Source organism: Cognatiyoonia koreensis (assembly GCF_900109295.1).
Taxonomy (GTDB): Bacteria; Pseudomonadota; Alphaproteobacteria; order Rhodobacterales; family Rhodobacteraceae; genus Cognatiyoonia; species Cognatiyoonia koreensis.
In genome coordinates this window covers 910,996-930,361 of sequence record NZ_FOIZ01000002.1, presented here as the reverse complement: position 1 = coordinate 930,361, position 19,366 = coordinate 910,996, and the positions used below count along the sequence as shown (strand labels likewise).

At 54.0% G+C, this 19,366-nt stretch carries 22 protein-coding genes; 8 read left to right on the top strand and 14 right to left on the bottom strand.

The features are described from left to right. Positions 1-22: 22 nt before the first annotated feature. The 3 genes from BMY44_RS16060 to BMY44_RS16050 form a co-directional block, all read right to left on the bottom strand. Positions 23-1,132 carry a site-specific DNA-methyltransferase gene (locus tag BMY44_RS16060; protein ID WP_089996909.1) on the bottom strand — a complete coding sequence of 370 codons (1,110 nt, stop codon included), beginning with the start codon at positions 1,130-1,132 and terminating at the stop codon, positions 23-25. 88 nt (positions 1,133-1,220) lie between these two features. Next, entirely contained in the window at positions 1,221-1,859 is a 639-nt protein-coding gene (locus tag BMY44_RS16055) for a ribonuclease HII (RefSeq protein ID WP_089997214.1), read from the bottom strand. A gap of 127 nt (positions 1,860-1,986) precedes the next feature. Next, positions 1,987-2,487: a hypothetical protein gene (locus BMY44_RS16050; protein WP_089996908.1), complete on the bottom strand. Its 501-nt coding sequence runs from the start codon at positions 2,485-2,487 to the stop codon at positions 1,987-1,989. Between the two features lie 148 nt (positions 2,488-2,635). On the opposite strand from BMY44_RS16050, the gene BMY44_RS16045 reads away from it, so the two are divergent. Together BMY44_RS16045 and BMY44_RS16040 are read left to right on the top strand one after the other, a co-directional pair. Further along, the gene (locus tag BMY44_RS16045) at positions 2,636-2,917 is read left to right on the top strand and encodes a hypothetical protein (protein WP_089996907.1); all 282 of its coding nucleotides are present in this window, start codon (positions 2,636-2,638) and stop codon (positions 2,915-2,917) included. Then, on the top strand, positions 2,889-3,593 hold the full coding sequence (locus tag BMY44_RS16040) for a winged helix-turn-helix domain-containing protein (RefSeq protein ID WP_207510566.1): 705 nt from the start codon (positions 2,889-2,891) through the stop codon (positions 3,591-3,593). The genes BMY44_RS16045 and BMY44_RS16040 overlap by 29 nt, the downstream gene beginning before the upstream one ends. 20 nt (positions 3,594-3,613) lie before the next feature. Here BMY44_RS16040 and BMY44_RS16035 read toward each other — a convergent pair whose 3' ends face one another. The 8 genes from BMY44_RS16035 to BMY44_RS16000 all read right to left on the bottom strand — a co-directional run bounded on the left by BMY44_RS16035 (position 3,614) and on the right by BMY44_RS16000 (position 11,635). Beyond that, positions 3,614-4,294 carry a GntR family transcriptional regulator gene (locus tag BMY44_RS16035; protein WP_089996906.1) on the bottom strand — a complete coding sequence of 227 codons (681 nt, stop codon included), beginning with the start codon at positions 4,292-4,294 and terminating at the stop codon, positions 3,614-3,616. Positions 4,295-4,385: 91 nt separating this feature from the next. After that, positions 4,386-5,537 (bottom strand): mannonate dehydratase, encoded by a 1,152-nt coding sequence (gene uxuA / locus BMY44_RS16030; RefSeq protein WP_089996905.1) that lies wholly within the window; start codon positions 5,535-5,537, stop codon positions 4,386-4,388. After that, positions 5,534-6,943, bottom strand: a complete 1,410-nt coding sequence (locus BMY44_RS16025) for a mannitol dehydrogenase family protein (RefSeq protein ID WP_423219756.1) — start codon at positions 6,941-6,943, stop codon at positions 5,534-5,536. The genes uxuA and BMY44_RS16025 overlap by 4 nt, the downstream gene beginning before the upstream one ends. Then, entirely contained in the window at positions 6,924-7,649 is a 726-nt protein-coding gene (gene kduD, locus BMY44_RS16020) for a 2-dehydro-3-deoxy-D-gluconate 5-dehydrogenase KduD (protein WP_089996904.1), read from the bottom strand. The genes BMY44_RS16025 and kduD overlap by 20 nt, the downstream gene beginning before the upstream one ends. After that, on the bottom strand, positions 7,646-8,473 hold the full coding sequence (gene kduI, locus BMY44_RS16015) for a 5-dehydro-4-deoxy-D-glucuronate isomerase (RefSeq protein WP_089996903.1): 828 nt from the start codon (positions 8,471-8,473) through the stop codon (positions 7,646-7,648). The genes kduD and kduI overlap by 4 nt, the downstream gene beginning before the upstream one ends. Before the next feature lie 14 nt (positions 8,474-8,487). Then, complete coding sequence (locus tag BMY44_RS16010) at positions 8,488-8,841, bottom strand: cupin (RefSeq protein WP_131801629.1); 354 nt, start codon at positions 8,839-8,841, stop codon at positions 8,488-8,490. A 32-nt stretch (positions 8,842-8,873) separates the two neighbouring features. Then, the gene (uxaC, locus tag BMY44_RS16005; protein ID WP_089996901.1) at positions 8,874-10,280 is read right to left on the bottom strand and encodes a glucuronate isomerase; all 1,407 of its coding nucleotides are present in this window, start codon (positions 10,278-10,280) and stop codon (positions 8,874-8,876) included. 260 nt (positions 10,281-10,540) lie between these two features. Continuing rightward, the gene (locus BMY44_RS16000) at positions 10,541-11,635 is read right to left on the bottom strand and encodes a tyrosine-type recombinase/integrase (protein WP_089996900.1); all 1,095 of its coding nucleotides are present in this window, start codon (positions 11,633-11,635) and stop codon (positions 10,541-10,543) included. A 368-nt stretch (positions 11,636-12,003) separates the two neighbouring features. Here BMY44_RS16000 and BMY44_RS15995 point away from each other — a divergent pair, with 368 nt between their 5' ends. The 3 genes from BMY44_RS15995 (at position 12,004) to BMY44_RS15985 (ending at position 13,708) form a co-directional block, all read left to right on the top strand. Then, a complete protein-coding gene (locus BMY44_RS15995; RefSeq protein WP_165611869.1) occupies positions 12,004-12,426 on the top strand; it encodes a helix-turn-helix domain-containing protein in 423 nt (140 codons plus the stop codon). 4 nt (positions 12,427-12,430) lie between these two features. Then, positions 12,431-12,727 (top strand): hypothetical protein, encoded by a 297-nt coding sequence (locus BMY44_RS15990; RefSeq protein ID WP_089996899.1) that lies wholly within the window; start codon positions 12,431-12,433, stop codon positions 12,725-12,727. Positions 12,728-12,808: 81 nt separating this feature from the next. Beyond that, positions 12,809-13,708 carry an HNH endonuclease gene (locus tag BMY44_RS15985; protein WP_089996898.1) on the top strand — a complete coding sequence of 300 codons (900 nt, stop codon included), beginning with the start codon at positions 12,809-12,811 and terminating at the stop codon, positions 13,706-13,708. A gap of 92 nt (positions 13,709-13,800) precedes the next feature. Here the strand turns inward: BMY44_RS15985 and BMY44_RS15980 are convergent, their stop codons facing one another. The 3 genes from BMY44_RS15980 to BMY44_RS15970 are packed head-to-tail and all read right to left on the bottom strand — an operon-like array spanning position 13,801 to position 16,445. Then, positions 13,801-14,481 carry an HhH-GDP family DNA glycosylase gene (locus BMY44_RS15980; RefSeq protein ID WP_089996897.1) on the bottom strand — a complete coding sequence of 227 codons (681 nt, stop codon included), beginning with the start codon at positions 14,479-14,481 and terminating at the stop codon, positions 13,801-13,803. Positions 14,482-14,496: 15 nt separating this feature from the next. Next, complete coding sequence (locus BMY44_RS15975) at positions 14,497-15,117, bottom strand: 7-cyano-7-deazaguanine synthase (protein ID WP_089996896.1); 621 nt, start codon at positions 15,115-15,117, stop codon at positions 14,497-14,499. After that, positions 15,114-16,445, bottom strand: coding sequence for a nucleoside 2-deoxyribosyltransferase (locus BMY44_RS15970; protein WP_089996895.1), 1,332 nt, complete (start codon positions 16,443-16,445; stop codon positions 15,114-15,116). Before BMY44_RS15970 ends, BMY44_RS15975 begins: the two co-directional genes overlap by 4 nt. 670 nt (positions 16,446-17,115) lie before the next feature. Here BMY44_RS15970 and BMY44_RS15960 point away from each other — a divergent pair. The 3 genes from BMY44_RS15960 (at position 17,116) to BMY44_RS15950 (ending at position 19,341) form a co-directional block, all read left to right on the top strand. Then, on the top strand, positions 17,116-17,430 hold the full coding sequence (locus tag BMY44_RS15960) for a HigA family addiction module antitoxin (protein WP_089996894.1): 315 nt from the start codon (positions 17,116-17,118) through the stop codon (positions 17,428-17,430). Between the two features lie 343 nt (positions 17,431-17,773). After that, positions 17,774-18,661, top strand: a complete 888-nt coding sequence (locus BMY44_RS15955; protein WP_131801628.1) for a hypothetical protein — start codon at positions 17,774-17,776, stop codon at positions 18,659-18,661. Continuing rightward, positions 18,658-19,341: a hypothetical protein gene (locus tag BMY44_RS15950; RefSeq protein WP_089996892.1), complete on the top strand. Its 684-nt coding sequence runs from the start codon at positions 18,658-18,660 to the stop codon at positions 19,339-19,341. The genes BMY44_RS15955 and BMY44_RS15950 overlap by 4 nt, the downstream gene beginning before the upstream one ends. Positions 19,342-19,366: the final 25 nt, after the last annotated feature.

Here is a 19,366-nt window from a genome sequence, read left to right as displayed (position 1 = left end):
AGGCACCGGCGGTATTCCCGTGTTAGTGTTTGGCCATCTCGGCTCGGATTTGCTGGCGAAGCAGATCGATCGGCACCTTCTGTCCGTCGCGCTTGAATTGCCAATAGGTCCAGCCGTTGCAGCTTGGGGCACCCTCAAGGTGCGCTCCGACCTGATGTATTGATCCTTTGATATCGTCCCCGATCAGCGTGCCGTCAGCACGGACCTTGGCCTTGTGGCGACCATTCAGCGACCAGAGTTCTTCGCCCGGACGCAGCATCCCGCGCTCGACCAGAACGCCGAATGCGACACGTGGTTCGGCGCGCTTGGATTGCGTGACTTCAAGCGCTTCCTTGTCGAACTTGCGAATCTTCGACAGACGCTTTTTCGCGACTTCACGGTAGGTTTCTTCACGTTCGATCCCGATGAAGTCCCGTCCAAGCATTTTAGCGACTGCGCCGGTGGTGCCTGTCCCAAAGAATGGATCAAGGATCACGTCGCCCGGATTGGTCGAGCCGATCAGCACGCGGTGCAACAGACTTTCGGGCTTTTGTGTCGGATGCGCCTTATCGCCGTTTTCGTCTTTCAGACGCTCGTGACCCGTGCAGATGGGCAGAACCCAGTCAGACCGCATCTGCACACCTTCGTTCAACGCTTTCAGCGCTTCGTAATTGAAAGTGTATTTGCTGCCTTCGGCCTTGGACGCCCAGATCATTGTTTCATGTGCATTCGTGAAACGCTTGCCGCGGAAGTTCGGCATCGGGTTCGATTTGCGCCAAACCACATCATTCAGGATCCAGAATCCCTGGTTCTGAAGTTCTGCTCCCATGCGGAACACGTTGTGGTAAGATCCGATGACCCAGATCGCGCCATCAGGCTTAAGCAAACGCCGTGCGGCGGTAAGCCACGCGCGGGTGAATTTATCGTAAACTTTAAAGCTGTCGAACTGGTCCCAATGATCATCGACCGCATCGACTTTGGAATTGTCGGGACGATGCAAATCACCACGCAACTGAAGGTTGTAAGGCGGATCGGCAAAGATCAGATCAACACTGCTTTCTGGCAGGCTGTTCATGACTTCGATACAGTCACCGTCAAGGATTTGGTTGAGCGGAAGTGACTTCACTTCTGCCCCCTTTGATTTCGTTTTCATCGTCTGCCTCTGTCCCGGCGGGTGGGCCCGCTCTGTGGTTGAGACAAAGATGATTCAAGCACGAGTCCCTGACAATAACTTTAATGAATCAACGGCTTAAGTTTTTCTCTTGCCACAACATGTTGTGTATGGGGGCGAAGGAACGTCGATGATGTGGAGTTACACCGTGGCTTTTGAGTCCCTCTTGATGAACTTTTGTGCCGTAGCCTGCGTTCGTCTCCCAACCGTAGTGCGGATATTGTTGCGAGAGAGTCACCATCAATCTGTCACGCCAAACTTTTGCCACAATTGAGGCCGCCGCAATGCTCAGAGAGCGGCTGTCTCCTTTCACCAGAGTCTCTGATCTGATCGTCAGCCCGCGCGGCGTCTGGTTGCCGTCAATCAGGGCGTAGTCAGCTCTGGTCTTCAATCCTGCGATCGCCCTGACCATCGCCATATGCGATGCGCGCAGGATGTTGTGCTCGTCGATTTCGGCGACGGACGCCTCTCCGATCGCGACATGCGCCTGGATCATCAACAAGTCAAACAGCGCTTCGCGTTTCTTCACGGACAGCTTTTTGCTGTCGTTCAATCCTTCCGGGATATTTGCGGGATCGAGGATTACCGCAGCAGCGGTCACGGGTCCGGCCAGCGGCCCGCGTCCGACCTCATCCACACCACAGACTGCAAGAAAACCATGCTTGTAGGCGTTTGTCTCGAATTCGAAATCTGGTTCGGGCTGTTTCATACCAGGTCGAAACCAGATGCAACCATTCGCTTCAAGCAAAAAGGCAGGGCAAAGGGTGATATCCGAACCCTTTGCCCCGCAGGTCGACAAGATGCCAAAGGGGACCAGCCATCCTGTCAAAACGATATCAGCGGCGCGAAATGCTGTAACCTTGCTGGCGCAGGCATTGCGGATCAAAACCATTGCGCGGTCCGCGGTTGGTGAAGACACGCACCTCGCAGCGGCGCGGCAGATCATTGGCATAAGCGAAATTGCGGGTCAGGCACCGGCGGTTCAACATCCGCTGCGTACCGAAGCGGCCTTCGAAGTTGTCGAGGCAAGCACGTGGCAACACGGTGCGTGCTTCATTGCGACGATTTGGCTGGCGTTCGTGACGGGGGTTGCGCCGTTCGGGTATCACGCCGCGTGGTTTCGGTTGACGCCGTTCGACGCGCGGTTGGTGCGTGTTCGGTCGGTCTGCACGGTCATCCTGATTGTTCTTGATCGCCGTCGCGATAGCCGCTGTCGCCAGAAGGCCAAAGATCAGCTTGCCCACATCTTCCTCTGTCAGGCCTTGGGCCTGCACGGATGTTGCGCTTGTAAAGGTGAGTGTCAGGGCCATCAGACCCGCGGTCAGTGTCTTGAACATCGTATTTCCCTTTCCAGGTTCGTGGTGATGAACAAAGATTGGATGCGATGGACTGCGCCAGACAATAACGGGGGATGGTTATGCGATTGCAGGCGCGCTAACGTGTTTCGATATTGAATATCAGGCCGAAAGCCGGACACATGCAGATATGAAGAAACTTTCATTCCTTACCATGATCCTGATGATCACCTGCAGCGCCGCCCAAGCGGCCTGTTACGCGGACTACAAGGCAAAGCAGGATGATCCGCTACGGCTACATTACGGCGTTGCCGAAGTGGACGGTGACTGTTCTGTCCAGTCTGCCGAACAGCAGCTTGAAGGTCGTCTGGCTTCGGATGGCTGGCAATTGTTGAATGTGCTGGGCGTCTTTGATGATGCCGGGTTAGAGGAACGAAAGGAAAGTGCGGGTGAATACTACCTCCGCTACTGAAGCGCGCGAAATTGGTAACCGGATCGTCGTTGCGGGCATTGCCGCCATCGTGCTGATCCTGCTGATTGCTGCCGTCTTGCTGTTTATCAATCTGCCAGACGCAAACGCATTCAATATGCGCGTCGAGCAGCTGTTCGTTGAGAACGACAATCTGACGAGCAATGCTGAAATCAAGTTGTTGGAAATCCTTGCCGGATCAGGCACGGCGTTTTCCGATACACTGTCGTCTTATCGTTTCGTCATATTCGTGTTGCTTGTCTTCGCCACAGCAATGCTTGTTGCCGCGATCGCGTTTTTAGTCATGTTGATTGCCTTGACCCGTCGCATGGGCCAGATTGAACGCAAGGGGATCGAAGTCAATTCGCTGCTAATCAGTCGCGACCAAAAGGCAGTTTACCTTAACAATTTTGAATTCAAACTGACAGAGGCCGCAATAGAAACCCTGTCAGTGCTGGCCGAAGCGCGAATGGATGACGACGTCATGACCGGTGCCGAGATCGAAGGCGTTATTTCAGGCCGCGATGCTGCCGATTGTGACGAGGCCGCAGGTGCCACGCGCATCAAACGTCTGCGCGATACACTTGGCAACCAGATGATGAGCGAACTGCTGATCAAGAACATCGCCCGCAAGGGTTACATGCTGGCGATCGACAAGGATGTCATCAAGATGGTCTGACCCTTTCGGGTCAGGTCGATTTAGATAAAGTAATCGGGATGTGATTCACGAACCCGCTTAATCGTCCCGTCCAGCCTTGTCATGTGCAGACGTACCGCAGCTTCGATAGCCACACTGTCACGCGCTTTCAGACAGTTGAAGATGGCACGGTGATCACTGACAAGTGTCGCCATCGCGTCGTTATCCATCATCGACAGCAAACAGAGCCGGTCGACCTGTGCCTTGCTTTCCATGATATCGTCAAAAGCAAACGCGGCACCGGCTGTACCGCATAACTGCCTGTGAAAATCGAAATCAAGTTCGTGAAACGCGTCAGCATCATGGTTATGAACGGCGTTATCCTGCTCTGCGAGGTTTTCGAGGTATGCCGCCGCCTGCCCGTCCGTCCAACGCTCCACGGCACGCTTCACAACTTCGATTTCGACCGCTGTGCGCAGAAAGCGCGCACTTGTGATTGCCGCAACAGAGAACTTCTGAATTTCCGTCGCCTTTTGTGGTCTGATCAGAAGAAAGCCCATGTTGCCAAGCCGACGGAACGCATCGCGTACCGGTTGACGCGAAACCCCATAAGTTGCTGCGATCTCCGCTTCGGAAATTTTGGCACCAGGTAACATTCGGAGTGAAACAATTTCATCATAGAGCGCGTCAAAAACGACATCCGCGCTCGTGCGGCGATCGATGAGGTTGGATAATCCTGACATGCATATTGTTTACCATCTGCCATAACATCTGACCACAGAAGAAAGGTCCGCGATGCAAGACGTCTTGCATCTGCGCCATGCGTTCACCGGATCAGCCGTGCTCCAGCGCTCGCGCAACGCCGCGCAGTTCGGCAAGGCCACGCAGACGCCCGATCAATGGATATCCCGGCGGGTTCGCCCGTTCACTGTCCATCAGCAATTCGTGCCCATGATCTGGCCGCCACGGGATCGTTACGCTGCGTATTGCTTCAGCGTCCAGCAAAACCCGGACAAGTGCGACCATGTCCGTATCGCCATCCAGGTGCGGTGCTTCCTCGAACGATCCATCTGGATATTTGCGGACATTGCGTAGATGAGCAAAATGGATGCGTTCACCAAACTGCCGAGCGATGGCAGGCACGTCGTTTTCGGGGTTCGCCCCCAGCGATCCGGAACATAGCGTCAACCCGTTTGAAGGGCTATCAACCACGTCCATGATCCACGCAATATCGTCCGCGTCAGATACGATCCGCGGCAGGCCAAGGATATCGCGCGGTGGATCATCAGGATGGACGCATAACTTGATGCCAAGGTCCTCGGCAGCAGGCACGACACCTTCGAGGAACAATTTGAAATGTGCACGTAGCGCCGCTTTGTTGATCCCTGCGTAATCTTTGAGCGCGGCGCGCAGTTCCACGACATCGTAACGGTCAAATGCGCCAGGCAGTCCCGACATGATAGCGGCCAACAGGGCTGCCCGATCGTCATCAGCCGAGGCTTGAAACCATGAATCGCCTTCCGCGACCGCGTCGGGGTGGTATTCATCCCGCGCCGCATCCCGTCCCAGCATATGGATTTCGAATGCTGCCATACGAGACGCCTCGAACCGCAAACAGGTGCCGCCCCCCTGAACGGGCGCGTGCAAGTCGGTGCGTGTCCAGTCCAGCAATGGCATAAAGTTGTAGCAAATCGTGGTGATCCCTTCGGCGGCCAGATTCGTCATACTCTGACGGTAGTTTGCAAAAAGCTCTGGAGTCGCGTCACCTTTCTTGAAAGCCTCATGCAGCGGCAGGCTTTCGACGACATCCCATGTCAATCCGGCGGCCATGATCTTGGCCTTAACCGCCGCAATGCGTTCACGCGGCCAGACTTCACCGTATGGAATTTCGTGCAGTGATGTCACGATCCCAGCCGCGCCCGTCTGCCGGACTTCGGCAAGCGAAACATTGTCGAACTGACCGTACCAGCGCCATGTTTCCTTCATGAGAGCACCTTTCTGATGCAATCCCGCACGCCATGCTGCTGCAGGTCTGCATAATACTGGTTCAGCGGCACCTTCAGCTTCTCTGCAAGTGCCGGTTCGAAAATCTCGCGCAGTGCCAGAATGTTGTCCACGGATTTTTCAGGGTCGGCTGATGCCAAACTCAGTCGTTCTGCAAGTGGATCGCGCACGTCGATTTTTCCAGCTTGGCCAGAGACATAAACCATCCAAGCCGCAACACACAGTATCAGCCCGTCACAGCGTTGATTTTCACGAAGCCTTTCTTTGATGGGAGCCAGAAATCGTTGCGGTAGCTTTTGACTGCCATCCATCGCGATTTGCCCAAGCGAATGCGCAACACCCCGATTGGCAAAGCGAGACATCAGGGTCTCGGCATAAGCCGAAAGGTCAGTTCCTTCAGGAGCGGCAACGGTCGGTCCGATTTCATGCGTCCAAAGGTGTCGCACGAAGTCGGCGAACAAAGGATCAGTCACTGCTTCTGCCACGGTGCGATGTCCAACGAGGTATCCAAGATAGGCCAGTGCGGAATGCGTTCCGTTCAGCATGCGTAATTTCATGTCTTCGAAAGGTGCAACGTCTGAAACGAATTGAACCCCGACTTGGTCCAACGGCGGAAATGTTTCATTGTGAAAGCAGTCAGCGATCACCCACTGCCGAAACGGTTCGTGCATGACAGGTGCAGCGTCGTGTGATCCGATGAGCCCTGTAACTGTGGCAACATCGACATCGGTCGTTGCAGGCACGATGCGGTCGACCATGGTAGCGGGGAACGCGCAGGTCTCTGATATCCAGTTGGCCAAAGCAGGATCGACCTGCTCCGCGAATGCAAGTGTCACACGCCGGATCAATGCTCCATTGTCGGACAGGTTATCGCAGCTGAGGACGGTAAATGGTGGCACGCCCGCTGCTCGCCGGGACTGTAGGGCGTGCACAATGAACCCGGGCGCTGAACGCGGCAAATCATGCGTCAGGTCGTGGACGATATCGGGATTGTCCCAGTTCAGTTCACCGGTTGCAGGATCGTGGCAATAGCCCTTTTCAGTGACTGTCAGGCTCACCAAGGAAATGGTCGGATCACACATTGCATCAATGACTGCTTGCTGATCTTTCGGAGCAACCAAGACGTCGCGCACGACCTCGATCAGGCGCGTTTTGATCGTGCCTTCGGCCAGTTCTGCGGCGGTATAAACGCAATCCTGCGGTTTCAGCTTTTCGCGCACATCAGGGCTCCGCAGGCTGACTGCGATCACGCCCCAGCCCCCCAAATCCTGAAGGTAGGACGCAACATGCGCGCGGAAGAATGCGCCAAGCCCCAAATGCACGATACGCGTGGTTGGACGGGCCGCACCAGAAGGCACGAGCCGCCGTCTATCTGGCAAGCCAGCCACCGTCCACGTTCAGCACAGCGCCATGGATGTAGTTGGCGGCAGGCGATGCCAGAAACACCGACGTTTCGGCGATGTCATCGGCCTTGCCCCAGCGGCCGGCCGGAATGCGATCCAGGATCGATTTGTTACGTTTCTTGTCGGCGCGGAGGGCTTCGGTGTTGTTGGTTTCGATGTAGCCCGGCGCGATTGCGTTCACATTTACACCCTGCGCCGCCCATTCGTTGGCGAGGATCTTGGTCAGGCCCGCCACACCGTGCTTGGACGCAGTGTAACTTGGCACACGGATGCCGCCCTGGAACGAAAGGAGTGATGCGATGTTCACCACCTTCCCCGCACCGCGTGGCAAGGCGGCCTTGGCGAATGCCTGCGTCGTAAAGAACAGGGCCTTTAGGTTGACGTCCATCACCGCATCCCAATCCGCTTCGGAGAAATCAACGCTGTCCTCGCGACGGATAATCCCCGCATTGTTCACGAGAATATCGACGTGGCGATCTGAAAAAACTTCCCTTGCGGCCATCGGGTCTTCAAAGTCGAGCGTCATTTCTTCTGCGCTATCGATCATCCCAACTGTTTCAGCACAAGAGGACCGTCCCGCGCAGATCACATGTGCCCCCGCACGCCCCATGGCGGCCGCAATCGCCTGACCGATTCCAGTGTTCGCTCCTGTCACTAATGCTGTCTGGCCCTCGAGCGAGAAAGGGTTCATCGCAAATCCCCCATCGCCACCATGTCCATGTCACCGAAGTCGACGTTGTCTCCCGCCATTGTCCAGCAGAACGTATACGCCGCTGTCCCAGCGCCGCAGTGGATAGACCACGGAGGAGAGATCACAGCCTCTTCGTTTGCCATGACGATGTGGCGGGTTTCTTCTGGTTTACCCATGAAATGGAAGACACGCGCGTCGTTGGGGACATCGAAATAGAGATAGGCTTCCATTCGGCGGTCATGCAGATGTGCTGGCATCGTATTCCAAAGGCTGCCCGCCTGAAACTGGGTATAGCCCATCAACAGCTGGCAGGTCTCACAGACCTCTGGATGCAGGAATTGGATGATGACACGCTCGTTCGCAGTTTCGCGGCTGCCCATCTCGACACGGCGTGCGTCAGCGAGTTTGATCAGCTTCGTCGGGCAGGTCCGGTGCGCGGGGGAAGAGGTGATGTAAAAGCGTCCGCCACCAGAGAAGGTCACGTCACCAGCGCCCATTCCGACGTAAAGAAGCTCTCCATTGTCGAGCGTATGCGTTTCGCCGCCGACATTGATCTGACCAGTTTCACCAATGTTCAAGATGCCCATCTCGCGTCGCTCCAGGAAACTCTTGGTGCCGGTTTCGGCCACATGGTCGAGCGTGAGTGTGCCGCCAGCAGGAACTGCCGACCCGAGGATCAGGCGATCATAATGTGTATAGACAAGGTTGATTTCGCCGTCCGCGAACAGCCCGTCCTTGTGAAAATGCTTACGCAGTTCGGTCGTATCCATGCCCTTTGCGTATTCCGGGTCAATGGCATAGCGGGTTTCGGTCTTTAGCGTCATGGGTAGGCGTCCTTTCAGAGAAAATCGTCGCGGCGTGGAGTAAAACAGTCAATCAGCGCACCGTCCTCAAAAAATGTGCGATCGTGTACGGCATTAGAGGAGGTGACGCAGCTGTCAGCGGGCCCGACTTTGAATTCCGTGCCGTCTATCGAAAACCGAAATCGACCGGAGTAAAAGACTCCAACACAAATCCACCCGTCGGACCGGAGTTTCAAAAAGTCACCCAAGTGCTTGACTGCAGCAACAGTCGGATAACGGTTGGGATCTGTACTGGAAGAGCGGAGGGTGACCCCGAATTCTGCGGCGGCGGCTGTGGCCAAGGAAAAAGAAGCGAGCAAGGCACCGAGCATCGTTCTGATCGTCGTCATACCATCCTTCTTCCCAAGAAATTGCTCTTTGATCAAAGCTTATAGGCCTGCTTTGGCAGCCGGTACGTGAGGTCGTATGCGACCTCGGCTGCATCCGACATGTTCAGCCGCCCAGAAGCTACAAGCCAGGCGAGATAAGCACAATCGACGCGGCGGGCGACATCATGGCGAGCCGGAATCGAACAGAATGCACGGGTATCGTCGTTGAATCCGACAGTATTATAAAAACCAGCAGTTTCGGTGGTGGCTTCTCGGTAACGGCGCATTCCTTCGGGGCTGTCAAAGAACCACCAAGCAGGACCGATGCGCAACGCCGGATAAACACCTGCCATTGGAGCGAGTTCGCGGGCATAGGTTGTTTCATCGAGCGTGAAGATGATCAGTGTCAGGTTCGGATCCAGCCCGTACCTATTCAGAAGCGGATGCAGCGCTCGCGTGAAATCGACCGCGCGCGGAATATCGAAACCTTTGTCGGGGCCGTATTGTCTGAAGATTGCGTCTGCATGGTTGCGATTTGATCCAGGATGGACCTGCATGACCAATCCGTCGTCGACGCTCATCCCAGCCATTTCGGTTAGCATTTGCGCGCGGAACAACGCGTGATCCTGCGCGCTACCATCGCCAGAGCGCACCTTATGGAAAAGATCTGCCGCATCCTTCGGGGTAAGGTCAGCAGTCTCGGGTGTCGGGTGGCCATGGTCTGTCGCAGTGGCACCCAACTGTTTGAAGAAAAGCCTACGCTTTCGATGGGCGTTCAGATAACCCCGCCAGTCCTCTGTGTCCTCGCCCGTCAAATCCGCAAAGGTCGCAAGATTGGCCGCAAAATCCTGTGCATCCGGATCAATAACTGAGTCAGGCCGATAGGTCGGGATGACCCGACCATCCCAAGCGTCGTTCTTTATAGCGGCATGATCGGAAAGCGACGACAGAGCGGAATCTGTGGTCGCTAATGCCTCTATTCCGAAACGATCAAAGAGCGCGCGCGGCAAATATTCGGGCTGCGCTAGGCAATCCGCAACATGATCATAGATCGCGTCGGCGGTATCAGTGGATAAAGTGTCGGTGACACCGAACACATCCGACAGTGCATGATCGATCCACAAGCGCGATGGCGTTGCGCGAAACAGATAATAATGTCTCGCAAATAAACGCCAAATGGCGCGCCCGTCGCTTTCTACCGCGCGTCCATCCGCACGCGGAATGCCAAGCGCATCCAGAGAAATCCCCTGAGAGAAGAGCATTCGGAAGACATAGTGATCTGGTGTTACGAACAGTTGCGCCGGGTCGGGAAAAGGCAAATCCTGGCTGAACCATGCAGGATCGGTGTGCCCATGAGGACTAATAATCGGCAACGCGCTTATGTCATCATACAGTTCCTGAGCAATTTTCTGGCTTTCAGGGTCTGTGGGTAACAGGCGTGCAGGATCAAGGTTTTTCATCTGCCGCCCTCCCGCCGCTTTCAGAGGTCTACCGTCAGGAATTACACCTGAAAGCGCCTTTGCCTCGCAATGATATTCTAGTATGTCAGTTGTGTCAAACCAGATGATTAAAGAGGTTTTGCTCGCACTTGTGATAGGACGACTTCACACATCCGAGGGCAAGCCAGTATTCAATCTTCCCCCTAGCAAAAACAAGAAATGGCGACCCCGGCAGGATTCGAACCTGCAACCTGCCCCTTAGGAGGGAACCGTTCATAGCGCTATTCCTTCTGTGATTTCTTGCTCTTGGGTATTTGTACAGTGTCCGCCTGTACGTGGTTTGTACGAAAACGGGCCCTGACATCGGCCTCATCCGTCTCTGCGTGGGCGTAGATGCGCATTGGCAAATTGGGGTCAGACCAGCGGCCAGCTTTGGCTGCAGTGACAGGATCGACGCCCTGGCGAACGACCAATTCAGTGAAGAACCCATGCCGCCCCGCCGGGTGTGCTGACAGGTACGGGATGCCCGCGCTCTTGCAGATCGTCTTCCAACGCGTGTTGTAGCCTGTCGAACTTCCATAGCCGAAGACACGCGGTTTCATGAACCTACCGGTCTTGCGGTTCTTGGGACGCTTCGGCGGTAGCGCCAGAAGCTCGTCCATCATCTGTGGCGAAACGGTGATCCAGCTTTCCGGGTGGCCCTTCTGCGCCTTCACCCTGACCTTGTTCTCGGCGGGTCGCAGATCGTCAGGCTCAATCGAGACAGCCTGATCGATTCGCGCCGCCGTCTCAAACATGAAGCGGACCAATGCGGCGTTGTAAGGATCAGCGGCGCGGCAGAAGGCCTCGATCCACTCCTTGTCGGCAGGCTTGCGTTCCACGCGGCTGATCTTCCCGCGTCGCTTGTCCTGGGCAATGCGCTCGAATTTGTCATACGGCTTCACCCGGATCAGCGGCGTGCCTTCCAGCTCATGCGCATTGTTGATGACCGCACTCGCTGGCGTCACGATCTCGCGCCACCAAGTGTCAGTCGAAGCTTTCGGTTTGAGTTTCGGGCCAAGGCCTTTCAGAAGGGCACCAGAGATCGCACCTAGGGGCATGTCGCCAATCTCTTCGACAATGGGGATCAACTGCTTCGCGGTCTTTGGTGCAGCGTTGTAGAGCATGATTGCATCCGAGAACGTCTTGCTGGGCTCGTCACCAACCACATGGCGACGTATCTGAAGCTCGGTCTCGCGGTTTATCCAGTCCCGTGCGCCTGCTTCTGAAGATGCCTTAGTGCTTCGCCTGTATGGACCTGCGATGGGCCTGCCGTTGTACTCGACCCAACCCTTGGCCCAGTAGAAGCGACCCCTCTTGTAGATTTGGAGCGGCATGACTGACCTCCTTCAAAAATCGTGTCGATCTGCGCTGGCGTGATCAGCATAGTCCGCCCAAGACGGTAGAATGCCCCTGTGTCGTTTGCCCGCTCGCGCAAGGTCCGCTCAGAAATGTCGATGCCCATATCCGCCATCAGCTCGACCCATTCGGAAGGCTTTTTCCCAAGGCCGAGGATTTGCGAGCTGTCTGATTTGTCGGTCTCTGTCATTTCAGTCGTCCTTGTCCGCTTAAGTGAAAAACTGCACGCCGCATGGAATCGCTTGTTAAGCACCATTTGACGTGGTGAGATGGGATTAACCGGAATAGTTCGTCATTTTTTGCAATGTTCGCGAAAAATTACGATCTCGTCAAACGGAAACTGCACATGGCGCGGAAAGATGCTGAATTGTTTGCTTCGATGGGTGCGCGTCTAACCATTGCGCGCAATGAAGCGGGTCTATCTCAGGCCGCGATGGCTGAAGCGCTTGGTGTCTCACCGAGGGCATATCACAGCTACGAGAAGGGCCAGCGCGGCATTCCGGTTGAAGCCTTGGTGGCCTTTGGTGAGCAATTCGATGTCGATGTGCCCTGGTTGCTATTGGGCACCAAGGCGATACGCGCAGGCCACGATTTCAATGCTTTGAAGGAGATCGAGACCTCACTCGATCAGCACCTCAAGGCGGAAAAAATTAAAGTCAAAAGTGAAAAGCGCGGCGCAATCGTTGCGCGTTGGTACCAGTCGCATGTCGAGGGGCGGGAAGTAACGGATGATGACGTTCACACTTGGATCGAACTCGTAAGGGAGTAAGCAAATGCAAAAACCAAGCGACCAATGGAAGAAACTTCGTCGCGCATCACTGGAACGCGCGCGCCGCAATATGATCGAACCTTTGGAGGTCGTTCACCTCGCACTTCTCGGAGCCAGCGCGCTCTACTTGGCCGGATTTCTGCGCCTGAACCTATTCGGTAAAACCGGCGAATTCTCGCTAGCTTCTGGAGCCTTCGTTCTGCTTGTAGCCGCTGCCGGTCTACTAGTGCCTGTTCTGACAGGATCAGCATTTACCCTGCACTTCACCGACCGACGCCTGGGAAAGCTCCTTCGTGAATGACGACACTGCAATGATGAGCGGCTGGGATGAATCAAACCTGGCACACGATGCTCGCGCACGTTGCGAAAGGGCTTAACCTGAATGGCCTTCGGAGTGTTCATTCACCGCAGTGACTCGATCTACGATGACGTTCCCTCCGAACGCTATCAGTTCCCTCGCCAATATCTGTCCCGCGCTCAGCAGTGCGAAGGCGACTGGATAGTCTATCTTGAGCCAAGCAAGGTGAAAGACACGAAGGGGTACTTCGCTGTCGCAAAGGTGCAAGAGATCATTTCTGACCCACGAAAATCTGATATGTACTTGGCCGTGATCGAGCCCAGAACGTATCTCGATTTCGGCGATCCTGTGCCGTTCCGCGACGTCAAAAACATCGTTGAGAGAGGCCTGCTGAACGATGAAGGCCGCATGTCCGGCCGTGCACAAGCAGCTGTCAGAACGCTATCGAATGAAGACTTCGCTAGGATCATCGAGCGCGGGTTAGGCGCTGAAGACGATGTTTTGCCGCGTGTGGGAGACCTTGAGGCTACTATTGGCTTTCAAGATGACCAAGCCCCCTTCCAACACCTGCCTGCGCGCGAGCGCATAAATCAACTTACCAACAGAGCGGTTCGGGACCGGAACTTTAGAAAAAACGTGCTGCGCGCATATGGCGAGCGCTGCGCTATCACAGGTCTACGTTTGATCAACGGTGGCGGGCGGGCCGAGGTTGAAGCCGCCCACATCAGGCCCGTCGAGCATGATGGGCCCGATATCGTGAGCAATGGGCTAGCGCTTTCTGGAACCGCACACTGGATGTTTGATCGTGGGCTGGTGGGGCTGGCCGATGATCTCTCCATTTTAGTGTCGAGGCAGAGTAACGACCTGAAAGCGGTGACAGCGATGGTTAATTCTTCCGGTAAGCTCTTGGCACCTGGTCGCCTGGCAAACCGCCCTAGAGGGGAATTTGTGACTTGGCACCGAGAGAATTGCTTCAAACACTAACAACCCAAGCCAAACTTTGAGAGTGCCGCGATACTGCTGTCTTACAGCGAGCGTTTACCATACTGCATTGGTGTCTATTTGTTATCTGGGACTTAGATTTCGCTACTAGGTGTACAATCGAAATCAAGGAACAACTGACGAGAGTTTTTCGTTGCCTGAAAATGCCAGATTGAAGCATCAAATTCCCGGCGCGAAATGCTCAAAAGATCCGCTGCAAAACTGAATGTGTCACGCAGAAAATCATAGCCATCCTCTTCTAACCCGGCCAATTCAGCGAACCCTCTGATGTGACGGTCAACAGCAATGCAATCGACACCAACTAGGCAGGCCATATAGTCCACTGTCTTCGGGCCAATGCCTCTAACTTCTCGAATATCAATGCGAAAGGCATCATCAAGCAGCGCTTCGCTCAAATCCGAGGTATCTTCAATACGAGACCCGACAAGGAATTCCACAAGGTCATCAAAGCGGGAAACCTTCTCCTCGTGCCTCCATTGAAGGAATTTTCCGCTGCCTTGCGTCTCAATGATCTGCGTGACGGCATTTAACGTCGTGGCGTGTGGGAAGATTTCCAATATCGCCTGCACGCGAGGCCGAACAATCGTTGAGTAGTTTAAACCCGCTTGGAGAACCGAATCAGCAAGAACTGCACCCATGTGGTGATAGACTGGGCGGACAGGAACATTCGCTCTTAAGATGCCTTCTCCGACCGCATGGTCTGCAATACACCTAGCAGCGTACAGAGCGTTGGAATAGTCAGTCTGTTCTTGCATACGAGTCCCCCAAAATCACGCAATGCCAGCCTCTGTAAGAGCGTTAAGCCTCTCTACGCAGTTCGGGCAAGCCCCACAAGGAAATGAGCTTGAAGCCTGACACGAGAACGTGCGCCCTACAGGCACCCCCAACTTAACGGCTTCGCGCACGACATCGCTCTTTAACCAAGTTCCGAAAGGCGCGTGAAATCTAACCGCTCCAACACCGACGGATAGTTCATCGAGACCATTCATAAACTCGGTACTACAGTCGATTTCCTTGGCGTGATTGCTGTTTATGAACCCCGAGTAGACGTCAAGGATACCAACGGTTTGTGCTCGAGCGGCTGCAGAAGCGAAGAACAACATCGTTCGGTATGGGATATACAGATCGTCATCTACAACAGCTTCGGTCCAAAGGTCTGCCTCAACGATCATTCGCGACGTCGAACCCTTAAAGATATCCGACAGATTTATGCGCTCTGGTGGCAATACCTCCGTGGGCAGCACCTCGTTGACCTTGGCCCACTCAGTTTCCGCACAATGCTGACCGTAATCGAAGAATATTGGGTGAACCTCAGTACCTGCTTTGACGAGCAAATGGCATACCGTGGTCGAGTCGAGACCGCCTGATACCATGACAAGTGCGCGTTTCATTGGCGGGATGCTCTGATGCTAGACATGGCCTCGAAAAGGCCGTTGAGACAGATATCGAGTTTATCTGAGTATGCCTTGCTCCCAGCGACCACCATTGTGTTAGTGTTCTCCCGTAGTGGATCGAAAGTGATAACAGGAACATCAGTGGCCATAGCCCATCCCATTTCGACTAAGGTTCCGGGATCACGTGTCAAAGGCACAGCAAAGACAATTTCACAGTCTTTAAGCAGTGCGATGTCAGCCGTGAACATCGTGTGCATTTGATCAACTGTGCTGTCTCTCTCTAGTTCGCCATTTTCAAAAACAGGACGTCTGACTTTGAAGTTATGGTAAGCGAGGGCCTCAAGTGCTTGATCAATAAAATTCCGGTCAATGTAGGTGAAGTCAGGGGCAGCGAAGTAGATTTGGAGTTTTGGGCGACCATGCCAAGGCACGAAAGTTCCACCAAGGTCATGCATCTGATCAACTGAGAGAGTGAGGCTCCGCCCCACGTCTCGTTTAAAATCATCAGGAAACGTGGTTTGGGCATAGCACGTTGCGGCGCGAGCAGCTTTCCAACCTGCATCCCGCATGCCCGCGTCGATAAGCGAAACAAAAACCGCCGAATATACATCGCCGACACCAACCGAATTGACTGTTTCTCCAAGCAAAGCAGGAATTTCTTCGACCGTATCGCTATCAAGATCGAAAAGACGGCTTCCACCACGGTTCTCTTTCAACAGAATGCATGTTGGGGAAAACTGACGAAGATCATTAATCAAACACGTGACATCAGTAGCCGCGTTCTCCAAAAACAAGCTGGACGACGTAGAGGTAATCAGTGCGTGTATGCGACCCTTAAATGCCACTAGTGGCTTTGTCTCCGGAAGATCGTACGCGATATCGAAACTTACTTCCGCGTCATCAGAGATTAAGTCAGCAACCGTTGGCAGATCAAACTTACCAGGGAATAGAAGGCACCTTTTGAACTTTCCGATGTCTGCACTGTGTTCAAGGAAATTAACCGATTTCTCGTCCCTTAGAATGTCTTGGTATCCTTGATCGGCAATTTCTGTTGGATCACCAATGGCCATTACATTGGGTGAACCTTCTACATCGGCCACCCAAATGAACTCCGTGCATCCGAGATGCTCAAGATACTTTCTCGCATTATCAACGAGGTACGCAGGGCACACTACAGCTGCAGCAAAACTCTGATCAACGGCCCACAAACCTCGTGCAGCGTGGACAATGCCTCCCAGCCGCAATTTACTTTGAGCACTTGCATTCGGGAGGGTAAAATCTACAAAGACTTCCCCCATTAGCAACAGGTCAGTACTGCGGTTCATGGCTGACGAGGGCCGAAGTCCACGTTCACTGAGGCTACTGAACCCGACGTAGAAGCTATCACACGCCCGTCGTAAGAGAAGCCCGCGCCTAGACAATCGGCAAGATAATTGAGGCGAGTAGGAAGCGCACCTACGCTTAAATCGTTTGGATCGATAGCCATAAGCCTTCCGCGCAGCTCCAGCGTCAATGCTGTGTTTGTTGGTGGGACGTCTTGATTTGCCGTGAAGTAATCACATTGCTCGACTTCCTCCAAGACGCATGCAAATGCACGGTTGCAACGATCCTCTCCACTTGCCCCACCGCCGCCAGCGCCTGTGTCCCCGCCTGTTCCTGAGTAGTCTGAAAAACGTCCCGATCCCGTGCTGCCCATCTCAATCCCCAAATCAATATCTTGTGTAAACAGGTGGATCATTTACGAGATGATCTCGCATTGCAATGTGCAATTTAGAGTTGTTGGTGGCACCGTCCTACATCACGTCAGCCGAGAATGCCTTATCTCTTGCGCCCGCCTTTTGCATCGGGATCGCTCGCTGTTTCACATCTTCGAGGTGCTGACAAAGAATGTTTCATTTGCTCCAAAGGTACCGTATTTGTTGGGCGGATCATCTTTTATGTGCAGTTAGTACGGCCAATGACGAGATTGCCGATTGCCCTTGATAGGATTCGTAAATGAGCCTGATTGAAAGACCAATGCACCCGGGTGAAGTCCTGAAAGAACTCCATCTTGAGTACTTGGACATGGGGGCTATTGCCTTTGCGCGGCATCTGCGTGTGCCTCGAACGAGGATCGAACGGCTGATAAAAGGTACCACAAGGATTACGCCTGACATGGCTCTGCGCCTCGCCCGCGCGTTCAACACCACCCCGGCCTACTGGATGAACTTGCAGACGAATTACGACATGGCGCAGGCTGTCAAAGATGTCGATTTATCCAACATTGAACCGCTCGTTGCGGCCGAGTTGCCACATAGGCCCAAAGTGTGATTTCAAGCACTTGTGCCGCAATGGCTTCTGCATCGGACTAAGCGTTCAGAGCGCTGCAGTCGAAATGAGTGGCCGTGGTGCACAGGAAGGCGAAAATGCATAGTTTCGCGACCTGTCAAATCTGAACATCCAGCATACCGTCAAGCCGCCGAAGAGCAGTCATCTTGCCATAGATCCGCTGTATCAGAACGGTTGCTAGGGGACTAATCCTCTGAAATAAGATGATTTTTCCTCTAGTGCCAGTCGTAGTTCCAACGGCACCAACGAAATTTCAGACGAAAAATTCGGAGGCACGGTCGTGATTTTGGTTGGGTTCGAGCGGGATGGAGTTGCATAGAGTGGAATGGCACCATACATTCTCAACAAAACCAGGCGCAAAGCCGCTCGCAATCAGGTACCCAAATATGAAAGCTTCGTTTTGATGGAATACAGTGCGTCAGGACGTAGCGACAATGCACTCCAGCGGGTCGTTTTCATTGTTCAATTTCGACAGGATTTTTCGGAGCAAGACTTCCAACGGTTTGACAATAACTCGAGGAACTGGCGCGAGGAACTTCCAAGGCGCTCGGTCTCGAATGCTGTGCTTCTACAACCTGGTTCTAACCGTGTAGCGTTTGACGATGAGCGTATCGTAGGGCTTTCATATGAAGCACTGCTGAAAGATGGATCGATTGAGTTTGGCTTGAGATTCGACGAAAGCCGAGTCCTTTTTCTTGCTGGTCGGTATACACGATGGGCTGAAGTCTGGCCTCATGCCCAAAAATTTCTTGGGGCGGCCATGGGCCTTGTACCGGAAGACAATCCAGTTATCTCGTTCGCTTCCGAGTACACGGACCTGTTCAGAGCGACCGGAAAATACGATGAGTTTGACGCTAGTGGAATCCTTAGACCAGGCAGTCGATACATTCCTTCCCATGTTTTTGACAGAGTTGAGAATTTCCACTTTCATACAGGTTTTTTCGAGACACGGGATGAACCTTCTCGGCACAGAGTACTTACGCGGATCAATGCTGATCTTCGTGACAATGACGAAGAAAAGACCCGAGACCTTTCTATGGTGCTTTTCCATCAGATATCCTCACACCGCGAACCGTGGATTGGGGAGAAAGGTCTTGGCAAACAAATCTTGGACCGTGGTCTGGATAATTTTCAGAGCCTACACCAGATAGATAAAGACGTACTTAGCGAGATTTTGAACGACCAGATGTCGAATAGCATTGGACTGCAATGATGTCAGATAGCACAAGCGAACTTCAAACTTGGCGGTCAATATCCGCGACCGACGTACTGGAAAAACTGTCCGACCTCCATACTGATGAATACAAAGCAAGAGACTGGGTAAGCAAGGTCGAACAGTCTGCCGATGCATGGTACGCACCGCGGCATGCTGGGCGTATTGCAATCGCCGAATACGAGCATGCAGCCAATCGGGCCCGGCTTCGAGAGTTGGGTCGAGTGGAACCGAACGCAACAGCCGCTCCAGCAACTCGGTTGTGGTCAAATCAGTACACTGAAGACCAAGCATCAAGGCTGGAATCCCGCGTCAGAGAATTTCTCTCCTACAGCGACGATTGGGACGGAGACGGGGCAAAAGAGATCCCACTCCCTGCGATCTACGCCACGCTGAACTTCCTGGATGAATTTCGACGGCGGTTTTCTGGTAGTGAACCTCGAAGTGCTGCACCCAGCCCTGATGGGGAGATCGCAATGTACTGGCACGGCCCTTCTGGCTACGCGGAGCTAAACTTCGACGGCTCCGGCCGAACAACAATGTGCTGGGGCGATGACTCAGATGAAATCGAACTGATTGAAGAGGGAATTGAGAACGTTGCTGAACCTAGTACGAGCGGTATTTGGAAGGTTCTTTCCGAATTTCTGGGGCAGCACCACCGCCAACAGCAAGGAAACTGATTGCAGGACGTTCTTTGGGCGTAGG

Bases quoted from the DNA above. Each gene is read 5' to 3' on its own strand.
- BMY44_RS16060 (WP_089996909.1), bottom strand. From the start codon at position 1,132: ATGAAAACGAAATCAAAGGGGGCAGAAGTGAAGTCACTTCCGCTCAAC.
- BMY44_RS16055 (WP_089997214.1), bottom strand. From the start codon at position 1,859: ATGAAACAGCCCGAACCAGATTTCGAATTCGAGACAAACGCCTACAAG.
- BMY44_RS16050 (WP_089996908.1), bottom strand. From the start codon at position 2,487: ATGTTCAAGACACTGACCGCGGGTCTGATGGCCCTGACACTCACCTTT.
- BMY44_RS16045 (WP_089996907.1), top strand. From the start codon at position 2,636: ATGAAGAAACTTTCATTCCTTACCATGATCCTGATGATCACCTGCAGC.
- BMY44_RS16035 (WP_089996906.1), bottom strand. From the start codon at position 4,294: ATGTCAGGATTATCCAACCTCATCGATCGCCGCACGAGCGCGGATGTC.
- uxuA (WP_089996905.1), bottom strand. From the start codon at position 5,537: ATGAAGGAAACATGGCGCTGGTACGGTCAGTTCGACAATGTTTCGCTT.
- kduD (WP_089996904.1), bottom strand. From the start codon at position 7,649: ATGAACCCTTTCTCGCTCGAGGGCCAGACAGCATTAGTGACAGGAGCG.
- kduI (WP_089996903.1), bottom strand. From the start codon at position 8,473: ATGACGCTAAAGACCGAAACCCGCTATGCCATTGACCCGGAATACGCA.
- BMY44_RS16010 (WP_131801629.1), bottom strand. From the start codon at position 8,841: ATGACGACGATCAGAACGATGCTCGGTGCCTTGCTCGCTTCTTTTTCC.
- uxaC (WP_089996901.1), bottom strand. From the start codon at position 10,280: ATGAAAAACCTTGATCCTGCACGCCTGTTACCCACAGACCCTGAAAGC.
- BMY44_RS16000 (WP_089996900.1), bottom strand. From the start codon at position 11,635: ATGCCGCTCCAAATCTACAAGAGGGGTCGCTTCTACTGGGCCAAGGGT.
- BMY44_RS15995 (WP_165611869.1), top strand. From the start codon at position 12,004: ATGGCGCGGAAAGATGCTGAATTGTTTGCTTCGATGGGTGCGCGTCTA.
- BMY44_RS15990 (WP_089996899.1), top strand. From the start codon at position 12,431: ATGCAAAAACCAAGCGACCAATGGAAGAAACTTCGTCGCGCATCACTG.
- BMY44_RS15985 (WP_089996898.1), top strand. From the start codon at position 12,809: ATGGCCTTCGGAGTGTTCATTCACCGCAGTGACTCGATCTACGATGAC.
- BMY44_RS15980 (WP_089996897.1), bottom strand. From the start codon at position 14,481: ATGCAAGAACAGACTGACTATTCCAACGCTCTGTACGCTGCTAGGTGT.
- BMY44_RS15975 (WP_089996896.1), bottom strand. From the start codon at position 15,117: ATGAAACGCGCACTTGTCATGGTATCAGGCGGTCTCGACTCGACCACG.
- BMY44_RS15970 (WP_089996895.1), bottom strand. From the start codon at position 16,445: ATGAACCGCAGTACTGACCTGTTGCTAATGGGGGAAGTCTTTGTAGAT.
- BMY44_RS15960 (WP_089996894.1), top strand. From the start codon at position 17,116: ATGAGCCTGATTGAAAGACCAATGCACCCGGGTGAAGTCCTGAAAGAA.
- BMY44_RS15955 (WP_131801628.1), top strand. From the start codon at position 17,774: ATGGCACCATACATTCTCAACAAAACCAGGCGCAAAGCCGCTCGCAAT.
- BMY44_RS15950 (WP_089996892.1), top strand. From the start codon at position 18,658: ATGATGTCAGATAGCACAAGCGAACTTCAAACTTGGCGGTCAATATCC.